The organism is Agromyces mediolanus, from assembly GCF_044917495.1.
Taxonomy (GTDB): domain Bacteria; phylum Actinomycetota; class Actinomycetes; order Actinomycetales; family Microbacteriaceae; genus Agromyces; species Agromyces mediolanus_B.
Map to the genome: position 1 here is coordinate 90,698 of NZ_JAVSSI010000009.1, position 13,747 is coordinate 104,444.

Below are 13,747 nucleotides of genomic sequence, written 5' to 3' on the forward strand. Positions count from 1 at the left end.
GCCTGCTAGAGCTTCGTGACCTGGTCGAAGCTGAGCTCGACCGGGGTCTCGCGCTCGAAGAGCGAGACGAGGACCGTGAGCTTGCCGCTCTCGGGCTTGATCTCGCTGATCGTGCCGGGCAGGCCCGCGAACGAGCCGTCCTTGATGGTGATGGTCTCGCCGACCTCGAAGTCGACCTCGGCCTGCACCTGGCGGGCGGCGCCCGAGGCGGCGGCCGCCTTCGAGCCCTTCGCCGCGGGGACGTCGGCCGGCGCGACGAGGCTCTTCAGCATGCCGAAGGCCTCCTCGAAGCGGAGCGGCGTCGGGTTGTGGGCGTTGCCCACGAAGCCGGTGACGCCCGGGGTGTGGCGGATGACCGACCAGGAGTCCTCGTTCAGCTCCATGCGCACGAGCACGTAGCCGGGGATGCGCACGCGGGTGACCATCTTGCGCTGGCCGTTCTTGATCTCGACGACGTCTTCCATCGGCACTTCGACCTGGTAGATGTAGTCGGCCATCGCCATCGACTCGCGGCGCTGCTCGATGTTCGCCTTCACGCGGCGCTCGAAGCCGGCGTAGGAGTGGATGACGTACCACTTGCCCGGCAGGAAGCGGAGCTCCGCGCGGAACTCCTCGTAGGGGTCGAACTCGCTCTCGGCCTCTTCCTCGACGGCCTCGGCGGCCGCCTCGGCCTCGTCGGCGGAGTCGATGTCGAGGGCGTCGTCCACGACGGCGTCGGCCTCGGGGTCGCTCGCCTCGGCCAGGGAGTCGAGGACCGCATCGAGGTCGACCTCGTTGCCCTCGTCGTCCACCACGTGGACGGCGACGTGCTCGGCCGCCTCGGAGGAGTCCTCCTCGTGCTGGTTGACGTTGCCCGTCTGCGCCTCGTCGTCCTCGGCCGACTGCTCGGCAGCCGTGGCCCAGTCGACGTCGTCGCGCTCAGTCCTTGACACTTCTGATCCTTACTTCGTGAGTCCCGACCGGCACTCGGCGAGCCTCGATCGACGTGGGCCCGTCAGCCCGATCAGACTCCCGGTTGCCCGAAGACGTACACCACCAGCAGACCGAACAGCTGGTCGAGCCCCCACACGAGCGCCATCATGATGATGACGAAGACGAGCACGACGATCGTGAAATTGACGAGCTCCTTGCGGGTCGGGGTGACGACCTTCTTCAGTTCTGCGATGACCTGACGGATGAACAGCGCGATCCGGGCGAACGGATTCCGACGCGCCGCGCGGTCGCGCTTCGCGTTGGCGACGACGTCCTCGCTGGGTTCGTCGATGATCTTCCGGGCCACCTGTACACCTTTCGTGGGCCGGCATTCACTGCCGGCTCGCAGGGCGGACAGGACTCGAACCTGCAACCTGCGGTTTTGGAGACCGCTGCTCTACCAATTGAGCCACCGCCCTAAGCCCCCGTTGCCTGGGGCCTGGAGGTCGTCCGACCCGCCGCATCCCACCGCTTCCGAAACGGATTTCGGGCGCAGTGAAGCATTGCCGGATCGAGCAACCTCACCCAGTCTATGCGACGCGAGCGGCTCGCGCGAACCGACGCCTACATTGGGACCATGACCCCGGATCGCGCCGCCCGTCGCACGCCTGAGCCGAGCTCCAGCGTCGAGGTCACCGGCGAGCACTCCCAGTTCCGCCTCGACCTCGAGCGGATCCGCTTCTCGCCCTACTTCTCCCGGCTCTCCGCCGTGACCCAGGTGATCGCCCAGCCCGGGGCCGGCCCGCTCATCCACAACCGGCTCACCCACTCGATCAAGGTGACCGCCGTCGCCCGCGCGATCGCCGTCGGCTTCGCCGATCCCGCCTCCCCGGCGAACGCCCTCGCCCGCGAGCACGGCTGCGACGCCGTCGTCGTGCAGGCCGCCGCGAGCGCGCACGACCTCGGTCACCCGCCGTTCGGCCACCTCGGCGAGCGCGTGCTCGACCGGCTCGCCCGGGAGACGCTCGGCCTCGCCGACGGCTTCGAGGGCAACGCGCAGAGCTACCGCATCATCGCCACCCTCGACGTGAGCGCCGCGGCCCCGCACGGACTGAACCTCACCTCCGCGGTGCGCGCCGCCGTCGCGAAGTACCCGTGGACCCGCTTCGCGCGGCCGGTGCCGTTCCCCGACGGCGGCCTCCCCCGCGGGCTCCGCCTCGTCGACGGGGCGGTGGAGGCCGGCAAGTTCTCGGCCTACGACCTCGACGCCGCCGACCTCGCCGCCGCCCGCACCGGGCTGCCGCCCATGGCGCAGTCGCTCGAGTGCTCGATCATGGACACCGCCGACGACATCGCCTACTCGATCCACGACGTCGACGACTTCTACCGCGCGGGGCTGCTGAGCCAGGGCGCCGTGGCCCGCGAGTTCCGGGGCTGGACGCAGGGCGCGGCCGAGCTCCGCGGCCTCGCCGACGAGGAGCTCCTCGCCCGCACCGCGCCGCCCGGCTCCGCGCTCGAGGCGCTCCGGCGCAAGCTCCGCCGCTCCGACGACTGGATCGCCGACGACGACGCCTTCGCCGCGGCGGTCGACGTCGTCGCCGAGGACCTCGTCGACGGCCTGCTCGCCTCGCCGTTCGACGGCTCGATCGCCTCGGAGCGGGCGCTCTCCTCGTTCACGAACCGCTGGATCGGGCATCTGCAGACCTCCGTCGTGCCGGCGCCGGCCGGCGTCGCGCGCACCGGGCTCGTGACCCTCGACCGCGGCGCCTGGCACGAGGTCGAGATCCTGAAGTTCGTGCACCGGCACTTCATCCTCGACCGCGCCGACATCGCGATGTACCAGCGGGGACTCAGCCGAGTGCTGACGCGCGCCGTCAAGGGGCTCACCGCGTGGGCCACCGACGAGCACGACCGGCACCGGGTGCCGCAGCGCCTCCGCGAGCTCATCGAGATCGCGACCGACGGTTACGCGCTCCTCCGCCGCACCCGCCCCGAGGGCGTGCCGCTGCCCGAGGTGGGCGAGCTCGCCCGGCTCGGCGTCGGCCGCGGGGTCGTCGACTACGTCGCCTCCCTCTCCGACGACCAGGCGCTCGCCGTCTCCGAGGCGATCGACGGCCGGCCCGACCGGCTGTGGGACATCGGTCAGAATCTCTGAACCGGGGGCGGATGCCGGTCGGATCGACGGGTCGGCCGGGACATCCGCTCGGTAGACTCGCCCTGTGACCGAGAAGCCCCGCCTGTCCGCCCGCATCGCCGCCATCGCCGAGTCCGCGACCCTGAAGGTCGACGCGAAGGCGAAGGCCCTCCAGGCCGAGGGGCGCCCGGTCATCTCCTACGCGGCGGGCGAACCCGATTTCGCCACGCCCGAGCACATCGTCGAGGCCGCGCTCGCCGCCACGCACGACCCCAGGAACTACCGCTACACGCCCGCCGCAGGCCTGCCGGAGCTCCGCGAGGCGATCGCGGCGAAGACGCTCCGCGACTCGGGCCTCGAGGTGCCCGCCTCGCAGGTCGTCGTCACGAACGGCGGCAAGCAGGCCGTCTACCAGGCGTTCCAGGTGCTCCTCGACGACGGCGACGAGGTGCTCGTGCCGACGCCCTACTGGACCACGTACCCCGAGGCGATCAAGCTCGCCGGCGGGCGCCAGATCGACGTCTTCGCCGGGAGCGAGCAGGGCTACCTCGTCACCGTCGAGCAGCTCGAGGCCGCGCGCACCGAGCGCACCAAGGTGCTGCTGTTCGTCTCGCCGTCGAACCCGACGGGTGCGGTCTACGCCCCCGAGCAGGTGCGGGCGATCGGCGAGTGGGCGCTCGAGCACGGCATCTGGGTCGTCGCCGACGAGATCTACCAGAACCTCACGTACGCCGGGCTCGACACCGAGGTCGGCGCGCCCGCGCCGCGCGCCGTGTCGATCGTGGAGGCCGTGCCCGGGCTCGCCGAGCAGACGATCCTCGTGAACGGCGTCGCGAAGACCTACGCGATGACCGGCTGGCGCCTCGGCTGGATGGTCGGCCCCGCCGACGTCATGAAGGGCGCCGCGAACCTCCAGTCGCACCTCACCTCGAACGTGTCGAACATCTCCCAGCGGGCCGCGATCGCCGCCCTCACCGGCCCCCAGGAGCCGGTGGAGCAGATGCGCCGCGCCTTCGACCGCCGCCGCCGCACGATCGTCGCCGAGCTGTCGAAGATCGAGGGCATGCGGGTGCCGGTGCCCGAGGGCGCGTTCTACGTGTACCCCGACGTGACCGGCCTCCTCGGCCGCGAGTGGGGCGGCGTCACGCCGACGAGCTCGCTCGAGCTCGCCGACCTCATCCTCGAGCGGGCCGAGGTCGCGGCGGTCCCCGGCGAGGCCTTCGGACCCTCCGGCTTCCTGCGCTTCAGCTACGCGCTCGGCGACGAGCCGCTCCTCGAGGGCGTGCAGCGCCTCCAGCGGCTGTTCGGCTGAGCGGCAGTTCGGCTGGGCGCCTGTTCGACTGAGCGCCCCCTTCGGCTGAGAGCCCCTGCGGCGCCCCCGCGGCGCCGAGTCAGGCGCGCGCGGAGGAGATTCGCACCGGCGGAGGACGATCGCGCCCGGTGGAGCCTCCCTCCGCGACGATCTCCTCCGCTGCGGCAGCGGCCCTGGAGGACACCCGGGCACGCGGGCTCAGGCGCGCGGGCTCAGTTGAAGGCGCGGCGGGCCTCGGCGACCACGGCGTCGGCGATCGTGTCGAGGAGCGGCGAGCGCAGGTTCCACTGCTGCCAGTGCAGCGGCACGTCGATCGGCGGACCGCCGAGCGCCACCAACCGCCCGTCGGCGAGCTCCTCGTCGCTCTGAAAGCCGGGCAGCATGCCCCAGCCGAGCCCGAGCTTCACGGCGACGGCGAAGTCGTTCGACGCCGGCACGTAGTGCCGCGGCGGTGCGGTGTCGTCGGCGCCCACGAAGCGCAGGAAGCCCGTCTGCAGATCGTCGCGGCGGTCGAAGTCGACGAGCGGCGCGCTCGACAGCGTCGCGGGCGTCATGCCGCCGGGCAGCCAGCGCGCCAGGTACTCGGGCGTCGCGACGGCGCGGTAGCGCATCACGCCGAGCGGCCGGGCGACGCAGCCGGCCACCGGCGTCGCCTGCGAGGTGATCGCCGCCATCACGGTGCCCGACTCGAGGAGCTCGGCCGTGAAGTCCTGATCGTCGCGGTGCAGGTCGAAGACGACCGGATGCCGCGCCGCGAGCCCGGCGAGGGTCGGCAGGATCCACGTGCCGAGCGTGTCGGCGTTCACCGCGAGCGGCACCGCGATGGGGCGGCCCGCGGCCCCCTCGCCCAGCTCCGCGGCGAGCGCGAACCCGGCGAGGGCGTCGTGCTCGAGCAGGGCGAGCTGCCGGGCGTAGCGGACGACGGCCTGCCCGGCCTCGGTCGCCCGCACCGGCTTCTGCCGGACGAGCAGCACGCGCCCGAGGTGCTGTTCGAGCGCCTTGATGCGCTGCGAGACCGCCGAGGGCGTGATCTGCAGCACCCGCGAGGCCGCGTCGAAGGTGCCCTCGGCGACGACGGTCGCGAGGGTGCGGGCGAGTTCGGCGGGGATCTCCATCTGAAGCAATGCTAACGCTGATGAAGAATCCTGAACTGTACTTCAGACAGGTCCGCGCCTAGCGTCGAGGCGTGGATCTCAGCTCGACCCTCGCCGGCCTCGGCCTCGGCCTCTCGCTCATCGTCGCCATCGGCGCGCAGAACGTCTTCGTGCTGCGCCAGGGCATCCGGCGCGAGCACGTGTTCGCAGTGGCGGCGGTCTGCGCGATCTCCGACGCCGTGCTCATCGTCGTCGGGGTCTCGGGCATCGGCGCCGTGCTCACCGCAGTGCCTTGGCTCGTCGACGTCGTGCGCTGGGCCGGCGCGGCGTTCCTCGCGGGCTACGCCGTGCTCGCCGCGAAGCGCGCGATCCGCCCGAGCGGCGCGACGCTCGGCGCGGCTCCCCAGACTGCGGCGCCGTCCGACGGGACACCGGACGGCGCCGCCCTTCCGACCGCCACCCCCGCGAGCGTGGGGTCCGGCACGCTGACGGCCGCCGCGCCCGCGCGGACCGCCGCCCGCGCCGCGGGGCGCTCGACCCTGCTCGCGACCCTCGGCACCTGCCTCGCGCTCACCTGGCTGAACCCGCACGTCTACCTCGACACGGTGTTCCTGCTCGGCTCGGTCGCGAACGGCCACGGCGAGGGCCGCTGGTGGTTCGCGCTCGGCGCGGCACTCGGCTCGCTGCTCTGGTTCTTCGGCCTCGCCTACGGGGCGCGCCTCCTCGGCCGGGTGCTCTCGACGCCGCGCGCCTGGCGCATCCTCGACGGCGTCATCGCGGTCGTGATGCTCGCCCTCGCGGTGTCGCTCGTGCTGCCACGCTGAGCGCGGAGGCACGCCTCGCCCGGCTCAGCCGAGGTCGAGCACGAAGTCGACGGTGAGCGCCGGCGGGCTCGGAGCCCCGTCGTTCGGCGTGAGCACGCAGTCGACGAGGAACGACGCATACCCGCCCTGGCCGTCGATGTCTTTTCGCGCGTATGAGGTGACGAGGTGCGTCACCTCGTCCTCGACGTAGCTGCCGTCCAGTTGTGCGAACTCGAGCCTGGCGTCACCCTGCCAAGAGCCGAGGGCGAGCGCCCGGCTCGTGGTGGGCTGTTCCTCCGACACCGTGCCTCCGGGGTAGGAATGCGTCCGGGCGGAGAAGTGCGCGAGCATCATCGCCTCGGCCAGCGCGGTGCTGGCGCCGCGGCGGCCGCTCTCGAGGTCGGCATCGGTGACGACGCTGTCCCCGCGCGCCGACAGGTACACCTCGCAACCTGAGGAGTACGAGTAGTACGCGGCATCCCCCAGAATGCCATCGAACTCCTCCCAGCCACCCGGTGTCGCGAGCCGCCAGGCGGGCGCCGCGCCGAAGTCGATCGGGTCGTCGAGCCCGATCGTGCCGGGCGGGTACTCCCGCTGCGGCTCCGGCTCGGCTTCCGGCGCCGGCTCGGGTTCCGGCTCGAGCCATCCCTCCGTGCCGTACTCCTCCGCGCCCGCCCCGGCGCGGATCTCGCTCGCGCGGGCGCCGATCGTCGTCGCCGCGGCCGCGAGCGACAACGCCCCGACCACGCTCAGCAGCAGCGCGAGCGGCGCGGCGATGCAGAGCACGACCCAGCCCGCGGCGGGCAGGGCCGGATGCCGCGGGCGCGAGGCGACGGGGTCCTGCTGCGGCACGGTGCTCCGATCCGCGCGCGGATCCTGGAGGGGCTCCGGACGGGCCCCGGCGGCGCGCCGACCCAGACTAGCGGCCGGCATCCACCGATCGGGGGATGCCGGAATCGCCAGTTCGGGGGTGCCCGTGACCGCCTCCCGCGCGAGAGGCTCGCAGCATGGACCAGATTCAGAGCCCCGCCGTCCGGGTGCGCGGGCTGCGCAAGGCCTACGGCCAGGTGACCGCCGTCGACGGCATCGACCTCGACATCGCCCGCGGCGAGACGCTCGCCCTGCTCGGCCCGAACGGCGCGGGCAAGTCGACCACGATCGAGATCCTCGAGGGCTACCGCCGCCGCAGCTCCGGCGAGGTCTCGGTGCTCGGCACCGATCCGGCGACGGGCGGCCGCGCCTGGCGCGCGGAGCTCGGCATCGTGCTGCAGTCGGCCGCGGAGACGGGCCTCTACACGGTGCGCGAGCAGCTGCGGCAGTTCGCGGGCTACTACCCCGACCCCCGCGACGTCGACGAGGTCATCGCCGCGGTCGGCCTGGAGCAGAAGGCCGGCACCCGCATCTCGAAGCTGTCCGGCGGCCAGCGCCGCCGGGTCGACGTGGCCCTCGGCATCATCGGCCGGCCGCAGCTCCTCTTCCTCGACGAGCCGACGACGGGCTTCGACCCCGAGGCGCGACGCGAGTTCTGGGGGCTCATCGAGCGGCTGAAGGCGGAGGGGACGACCATCCTCCTCACGACCCACTACCTCGACGAGGCGGCGCGGCTCGGCGATCGCGCGGCGGTCATCCTCGGCGGCCGCATCGTCGCGGAGGGCGCGATCGACGCGCTCGGCGGCGCAGCAGCCAGGGTGCCGATCGTCCGCTGGCGGGATGCCGCGGGCGCACGGCGCGAGCAGCGCACCGAGCGTCCGGCGGAGCTCGTCGCCGCGCTCGCGGCCGAGGCCGCCGACCACGGCGGCGAGCCCGCCGAGCTCGAGGTCATCCGCCCGAGCCTCGAGGACGTCTACCTCGGTCTCGTTCGCGAGGCGTCCGGCGCGGAGGCATCCGCCTCGCTCGGCGCATCCGCCCCCACCCCCGCCACGACCCCCGAGGAGGCCCGCGCATGAGCGCCGTCACCGCACCGTCCACCGCCGGCCGCACCGGGGCCGGCCGCCTGCCCGGCGTCGTCGCCACCGGCGTCCGCCGCATCGGCTACGAGGTGCGCGGCTACTTCCGCAGCCCCGACACGGTGTTCTTCACCTTCCTCTTCCCGCTCATCATGCTCGGCATCTTCACCGCCGCCTTCAGTTCGTCCGGCGACATCGCCCCCGGCGCGGGCAGCGCGGGAGTGAGCGTCGGAGCGTACTACCTGCCGGGCATGCTCGCCGCCGGCGTGCTGCTCTCGGGCGTGCAGAACCTCGCGGTCGACATCGCCGGCGAGAAGGGCGACGGCACGCTGAAGCGGCTCGGCGGCACCCCGCTCTCGCCGGTGTCGTACTTCATCGGCAAGCTCGGCCAGGTGTTCACGACCGGCGTGCTGCAGGCGGGGCTGCTGCTGCTCGTCGCGGCGACCGTCTTCGGCGTCGAGCTGCCGACGAGCGGCGACGCCTGGCTCACCTTCGCCTGGGTGTTCGTGCTCGGCACGGTCGCCTCGGCGCTCCTCGGCATCGCGCTCTCTGCCGTGCCGCGCAGCGCCCGGTCGGCGACCGCGGTCGTCGTGCCGATCGTGCTCGTGCTGCAGTTCATCTCGGGCGTGTACCTGCAGTTCTCCGCACTGCCGGAGTGGATGCAGAACCTCGCGAGCCTCTTCCCGCTGAAGTGGATGGCGCAGGGCATGCGCGCCGCGTTCCTGCCGGAGGACTTCGCCGCGCTGGAGCAGCACGGCGCCTGGGACCTCGGCTGGGTCGCGCTCTGGCTCCTCGTCTGGCTCGTGATCGGGCTCGTCGCGAGCCGGATCACGTTCCGGTGGATCCGGCGCGACGCCTGAGCCGCCAGTGCAGGACGGCCCGTGAGAGCATGACGGAATGCTGAACCGCCGCTGGTGGGACCTCGCCGCGCTCGCGGTGTCCGCCGTCGTCGTCACCTTCGGCCTGGTGTTCCCGCCGTACGGTCCGCAGGACTGGGGCAGCTGGTCGGTCGTCGCGGTGTTCCTCCTCGCCTACGTCGTCTACCTCCGGGGGCGCATCGGCTCGGAGGACCCGCGGCACCACGTCGCGATCACCGTCATCCTCGTCGTGATCGTCTTCGCGGGCACCGCGTTCGACTCCGGGGCCGCGACGCTGCAGGCCTTCGCCTACCCCTTCATCTGGATCACCTCGCCGTCGACGAGGCGGTCCGTGGTCGGCAACGTGTTCCTCGCGATCGCCGTCGCGGCGGGCTACGCGATCGGGCTCGGCCCCTCGGGTGTGCTCGCCGGCATCGGGGTCGGCGCGCTCTCGCTGGCGTTCAGCCTCGCGCTCGGGCTCTGGATCACGCGGATCGCGGAGATCGGCGAGGAGCGCGCCCGGCTGCTCGAGGAGCTGCAGGCCGCGCAGGGGCAGCTCGCCGCGGTGCACCGCGAGAGCGGCGTGACCGAGGAGCGCGCCCGGCTCGCCCGCGAGATCCACGACACCATCGCGCAGAGTCTCACGGGACTCGTCATGCTCGCCCAGCGCGCGGAGCGGCGGCTGGATGCCTCGGCGCCCGACGTGCCCGCCGCCCGCGACGACCTCGCCCTGATCGAGGAGATGGCGCGGGAGGCGCTCACCGAGGCCCGCGGGCTCGTCGCCGCCGTCTCCCCCGTCGCGCTCGACACGAGCCTCGCGGACGCCCTCGGCCGGCTCGCCGTCGCGTTCGAGCGGGAGACCGGGGTCGCGGTCGCGCTCGACGCCCGGGCGCCCGGGCTCGGCCGGGAGCTGGAGGTGGTGCTCCTCCGCGCCTCGCAGGAGGGGCTCGCGAACGTGCGCAAGCACGCGAACGCCCGCTGCGCCGCCCTCACGGTCGAGACGGTCGCGGGCCTGGCCAGGCTCACGGTGCGCGACGACGGGGTCGGCCCCGGACCGGACGACGCCCCGGGCTTCGGCCTCGCCGGGCTCCGCGACCGCGTCGCCCTCGCCGGCGGCCGGGTGCGCTTCGGCCCGGCGTCCGGGGGCGGCGCCGAGCTCGTCGTCGAGCTGCCCGTCGCGGCCGACGACCCCGTTCCGAGCGAAGGGAGCACCGCGTGAGCGCGCCCATCCGCGTCGTCGTCGCCGACGACCACCCCATCGTCCGAGCCGGCATCGTCGCGCTCCTCGACAGCGCCGAGGGCATCGAGGTCGTCGGCGTCGCGGCCGACGGGCTCGAGGCGGTCGCCCTCGCGGCGGAGCGCTCCCCCGCGCTCGTGCTGATGGACCTCCGGATGCCCGGGCTCGACGGCGCCGCGGCGACCGCGCGGATCCTCGCGGCGGGCGGCGGCGTGCGGGTGCTCGTGCTCACCACCTACGACACCGACGAGCACATCGTCGAGGCCATCGAGGCGGGCGCGTCGGGCTACCTCCTGAAGGCGGCGCCGCAGGAGGAGATCCTCGCCGGCATCCGCGCCGTCGTCGCCGGCGAGACGGTGCTCGCGCCGTCGGTCGCCGCGCAGCTCGTGCGGCGGATGCGGGCGGATGCCGAGGGCGCGGCGGGCGCGCCCCAGGCCCTCTCGCCGCGGGAGCTCGAGGTGCTGCGCCTCGTCGCCGCCGGCCGCTCGAACCCCGAGATCGCGCGGGCGCTCATCATCGGCGAGGCGACGGTGAAGACCCACCTCACCCACGTGTTCGAGAAGCTCGGCGTGAACGACCGCACGCGGGCCGTGACGCGGGCGATGGAGCTCGGGCTGCTCTGAGCCCGGCGCCCGCCCGCGCCGCCCGCCCGCGCCGCCGCGCTCAGCCCGTGTTCTGGAGCCCCGCCGCGATGCCGTTCACGGCGAGGAGCAGCAGCCGCAGTTCGTGCTCGTCGGGCGTCGCGCCCGCGGACTGCTCCTCGCGCACCGCGCGGAGCGCCCGCAGCTGCAGCAGCGAGAGGGCGTCGACGTAGGGGCTCCGCAGGTGCACCGCCCGCTGCAGCACCGGCTGCTCGGCGAGGAGCTCGTCGTGCCCACTCGCGCGCAGCACCCACTCCCGCGTGAGCGCGAGCTCCTCGAGCACGAGGGCGGCGAGCTCCTCGCGGTCGCCGAGCGCGAGGTAGCGTTCCGCGAGCCGGTCGTCGGCCTTCGCGAGCGACATCTCGACGTTGTCGATCATCGAGGCGAAGAGCGGCCACTCGCGGTACGCCCGACGCAGCAGCGCCTCGTCGCCGACCGCGGCGAGCGCGGTGCCGAGGCCGAACCAGCCGGTGAGGTTGATCCGCGCCTGCGTCCAGGCGAAGACCCACGGGATGGCCCGCAGGTCCTCGAGCGAGGACACCGACAGGCCGCGCCGCGCGGGCCGGGAGCCGAGGGCGAGGAGGCCGACCTCCTCCATCGGCGTCACCCGCGCGAACCACGCGGCGAAGCCCTCCGCCTTCACGAGCGAGAAGAAGCGCGCCCGGGACGTCTCGTCGAGTCGCGCGGCGAGCTCCGCGAAGGCGGCCGCGGCGTCGCGGTTGCGTTCCTCGTTCTCCGGGCTCCCGGCGAGGAGGGTGGCCGCGGCCATCTGCTCGAGGTGGCGGGCGGCGATGTCGGCGTCGCCGTAGCGGGCGAAGATGACCTCGCCCTGCTCGGTCACCTTGAAGCGGCCGTCGACCGAGCCCGGCGGCTGGGCGAGCACCGCCTCGTTCGTGCGCCCGCCGCCGCGGCCGAGCGCGCCGCCGCGACCGTGGAAGAGGGTGAGCTCGATGTCGTTCCGCTCCGCCCACGCGGCGATACGCGCCTGGGCGGCGTCGAGGGCGAGGGTCGCGGCGACCGGGCCGACGTCCTTCGAGGAGTCCGAGTAGCCGAGCATGACCTCCACCGCCCGGCCCGTCTCGGCGAGCCGGCGCTGCACCTGGGGCAGCTGCAGCATCCCGTCGAGGATGTCGGTCGACGCCTCGAGGTCGGCGAAGGTCTCGAACAGCGGGATGACGTCGAGCACCGGAGCCTCGTCGCCGAGCGCGGCCTCGGCGAGCCGGTAGACGTTCGCGAGGTCGTCGGCGCTCTGCGTGAAGGAGACGATGTAGCGGCGCGCGGCGCGGAGCCCGTAGCGGCGCTGCAGCTCGGCGATCGTGCGGTACACCGCGAGCACCTCGGCGGCGAGCTCGCTGCGCTCGGCCCCGGGCTCGGCCGCGTCGAGCTCGGCGAGCACCCGCCGGTGCACCTCGGAGTGCTGGCGCACCTCGAGCTCGGCGAGGTGGAAGCCGTAGGTCTCCACCTGCCAGACGAGGCCCTGCAGCTCCCCGTTCGCGCTGCGCTGGGCGCCCGCGGCGGCGAGCGAGGCCTGCACCAGCCGGAGCTCGGCGAGGAGCTCCTCCGGTGCGGCGTAGGCGAGCGCCGCGTCGCCCTCGCGGGTCGCGCGGATGCGCGCGGCGATGACGAGTAGGACCCGGCGGTGCGGCTCGTCGGGCGCGCGGGTGCCGATGCCGGCCGTGATGGTCGGGGCGAGGCGCTGCTGGGCCGCCCAGAGCTCCTGCACCTCGGGCGAGGCGGGCGTGCCGTCCTCCGCGAGGGTGAGGCTCCGGCCGATGCGGGTCGCGGCACGTTCGAGGCCGAGCAGCACGTGCTCCGCGGCGATCGCGGCGGCGGCGGCCGTCGTCTCGGCGGTGACGAAGGGGTTGCCGTCGCGGTCGCCGGCGATCCAGCTGCCGAAGCGCACGAAGGCGGGGGCGACGGCGGGCTCGAGGCCGGCCCGGGCGCCCTGCAGCCGGTCGTCGAGCTGCCGGTAGACGCGCGGCACGACCTCGAACAGCGTCTGGTCGAACACGTTCATGGCGCTGCGCACCTCGTCGAGCGGCGTCGGGCGGGTTGTGCGGATCGGCGAGGTGCGCCAGAGCACGTCGATCTGCTCCGCGAGGCGGCGGTCGAGCTCGGCGGGATCGGCGGCCGGGGCGAGGCGCAGGAGCTCCTCGCGCTCGGCGAGCAGCTCGCCCACACGGCGGATGGCGGAGGCGACGGCGCGGCGGCGGGCTTCGGTGGGGTGCGCGGTGAGCACGGGGTGGAAGCGCAGCCGGCGCAGCCGTTCGGCCGCGGCATCCTCGCCGATCTCGGCGACGAGGTGCTCGTAGGCGGCGCCGAGCGATTCCGTCGGGGCGCTCGCGTGCGCGCCGTCGCGGGCGCGGAGCACGCGCACCCGGTGGTGCTCCTCGGCGAGGTTCGCGAGGTGGAAGTACACCGTGAACGCGCGGGCCACCTCCTCGGCGCGCGCGGGGGTGAACGCGGCCACGAGGGCCTCGGCGTCCTCCAGGGAGGCGCCCTCGCCCTCGTACGCGGCGATCGCGAGGGCGCGGAGACGCTCGACGTCGTCGAGGAGGGCGGGACCGCCGGCCTCGGCGAGCACGGTGCCGAGGAGGCTGCCGAGCAGGCGCACCTCGGCTCGGAGCTCGTGGTCGATGCGGTCGCTGACGGCCTCGCGGGCGCTCGGGTCGTGGGGCGGGACGGTGGGCTCTGAGGGGAAGGCGGAGCTGGTCACCCTGCGACCGTACCCGGATTCGCGTGACGGTCACATTTCGTCACGTCACATTCCGCGACCGACCGCCCACCCCTCCTCGAGTTGCCCGACTTTCA

At 73.8% G+C, this 13,747-nt stretch carries 12 protein-coding genes and 1 tRNA gene; 7 read left to right on the forward strand and 6 right to left on the reverse strand.

Features of this window, described 5'->3' with window-relative positions:
• Window positions 1–5 precede the first annotated feature (5 nt).
• The 3 genes from nusG to ROT00_RS13635 all read right to left on the reverse strand — a co-directional run bounded on the left by nusG (window position 6) and on the right by ROT00_RS13635 (window position 1,391).
• A complete protein-coding gene (nusG, locus tag ROT00_RS13625; RefSeq protein ID WP_404775572.1) occupies window positions 6–932 on the reverse strand; it encodes a transcription termination/antitermination protein NusG in 927 nt (308 codons plus the stop codon).
• Between the two features lie 71 nt (window positions 933–1,003).
• Complete coding sequence (secE, locus tag ROT00_RS13630; protein ID WP_230768106.1) at window positions 1,004–1,279, reverse strand: preprotein translocase subunit SecE; 276 nt, start codon at window positions 1,277–1,279, stop codon at window positions 1,004–1,006.
• Window positions 1,280–1,318: 39 nt separating this feature from the next.
• Window positions 1,319–1,391, reverse strand: a tRNA-Trp gene (locus ROT00_RS13635).
• A 158-nt stretch (window positions 1,392–1,549) separates the two neighbouring features.
• Here ROT00_RS13635 and ROT00_RS13640 point away from each other — a divergent pair.
• Together ROT00_RS13640 and ROT00_RS13645 are read left to right on the forward strand one after the other, a co-directional pair.
• On the forward strand, window positions 1,550–3,067 hold the full coding sequence (locus ROT00_RS13640) for a deoxyguanosinetriphosphate triphosphohydrolase family protein (protein WP_404775573.1): 1,518 nt from the start codon (window positions 1,550–1,552) through the stop codon (window positions 3,065–3,067).
• Window positions 3,068–3,131: 64 nt separating this feature from the next.
• Window positions 3,132–4,358, forward strand: a complete 1,227-nt coding sequence (locus ROT00_RS13645; protein WP_404775574.1) for a pyridoxal phosphate-dependent aminotransferase — start codon at window positions 3,132–3,134, stop codon at window positions 4,356–4,358.
• Window positions 4,359–4,570: 212 nt separating this feature from the next.
• On the opposite strand, the gene ROT00_RS13650 is transcribed toward ROT00_RS13645, so the two are convergent.
• Complete coding sequence (locus tag ROT00_RS13650) at window positions 4,571–5,473, reverse strand: LysR family transcriptional regulator ArgP (protein WP_404775575.1); 903 nt, start codon at window positions 5,471–5,473, stop codon at window positions 4,571–4,573.
• Window positions 5,474–5,544: 71 nt separating this feature from the next.
• Here ROT00_RS13650 and ROT00_RS13655 point away from each other — a divergent pair, with 71 nt between their 5' ends.
• Window positions 5,545–6,276, forward strand: a complete 732-nt coding sequence (locus tag ROT00_RS13655) for a LysE/ArgO family amino acid transporter (RefSeq protein WP_404775576.1) — start codon at window positions 5,545–5,547, stop codon at window positions 6,274–6,276.
• 24 nt (window positions 6,277–6,300) lie between these two features.
• On the opposite strand, the gene ROT00_RS13660 is transcribed toward ROT00_RS13655, so the two are convergent.
• On the reverse strand, window positions 6,301–7,107 hold the full coding sequence (locus ROT00_RS13660; RefSeq protein WP_404775577.1) for a hypothetical protein: 807 nt from the start codon (window positions 7,105–7,107) through the stop codon (window positions 6,301–6,303).
• Between the two features lie 155 nt (window positions 7,108–7,262).
• Here ROT00_RS13660 and ROT00_RS13665 point away from each other — a divergent pair, with 155 nt between their 5' ends.
• From ROT00_RS13665 to ROT00_RS13680, 4 genes are read left to right on the forward strand one after another with little or no spacing between them, the layout of a single operon-like run.
• Window positions 7,263–8,201: an ABC transporter ATP-binding protein gene (locus ROT00_RS13665; protein ID WP_404775578.1), complete on the forward strand. Its 939-nt coding sequence runs from the start codon at window positions 7,263–7,265 to the stop codon at window positions 8,199–8,201.
• Window positions 8,198–9,061, forward strand: coding sequence for an ABC transporter permease (locus ROT00_RS13670; protein WP_404775579.1), 864 nt, complete (start codon window positions 8,198–8,200; stop codon window positions 9,059–9,061). The genes ROT00_RS13665 and ROT00_RS13670 overlap by 4 nt, the downstream gene beginning before the upstream one ends.
• Before the next feature lie 37 nt (window positions 9,062–9,098).
• Window positions 9,099–10,277 (forward strand): sensor histidine kinase, encoded by a 1,179-nt coding sequence (locus tag ROT00_RS13675; protein ID WP_404775580.1) that lies wholly within the window; start codon window positions 9,099–9,101, stop codon window positions 10,275–10,277.
• Window positions 10,274–10,918 carry a response regulator gene (locus tag ROT00_RS13680; protein ID WP_404775581.1) on the forward strand — a complete coding sequence of 215 codons (645 nt, stop codon included), beginning with the start codon at window positions 10,274–10,276 and terminating at the stop codon, window positions 10,916–10,918. The genes ROT00_RS13675 and ROT00_RS13680 overlap by 4 nt, the downstream gene beginning before the upstream one ends.
• Before the next feature lie 40 nt (window positions 10,919–10,958).
• On the opposite strand, the gene ROT00_RS13685 is transcribed toward ROT00_RS13680, so the two are convergent.
• Complete coding sequence (locus ROT00_RS13685; protein ID WP_404775582.1) at window positions 10,959–13,652, reverse strand: phosphoenolpyruvate carboxylase; 2,694 nt, start codon at window positions 13,650–13,652, stop codon at window positions 10,959–10,961.
• Window positions 13,653–13,747 lie beyond the last annotated feature (95 nt).

Coding starts and splice junctions, on each gene's coding strand:
- ROT00_RS13640 (WP_404775573.1), top strand. CDS start 1,550: ATGACCCCGGATCGCGCCGCCCGTCGCACGCCTGAGCCGAGCTCCAGC.
- ROT00_RS13665 (WP_404775578.1), top strand. CDS start 7,263: ATGGACCAGATTCAGAGCCCCGCCGTCCGGGTGCGCGGGCTGCGCAAG.
- ROT00_RS13650 (WP_404775575.1), bottom strand. CDS start 5,473: ATGGAGATCCCCGCCGAACTCGCCCGCACCCTCGCGACCGTCGTCGCC.
- ROT00_RS13675 (WP_404775580.1), top strand. CDS start 9,099: ATGCTGAACCGCCGCTGGTGGGACCTCGCCGCGCTCGCGGTGTCCGCC.
- ROT00_RS13670 (WP_404775579.1), top strand. CDS start 8,198: ATGAGCGCCGTCACCGCACCGTCCACCGCCGGCCGCACCGGGGCCGGC.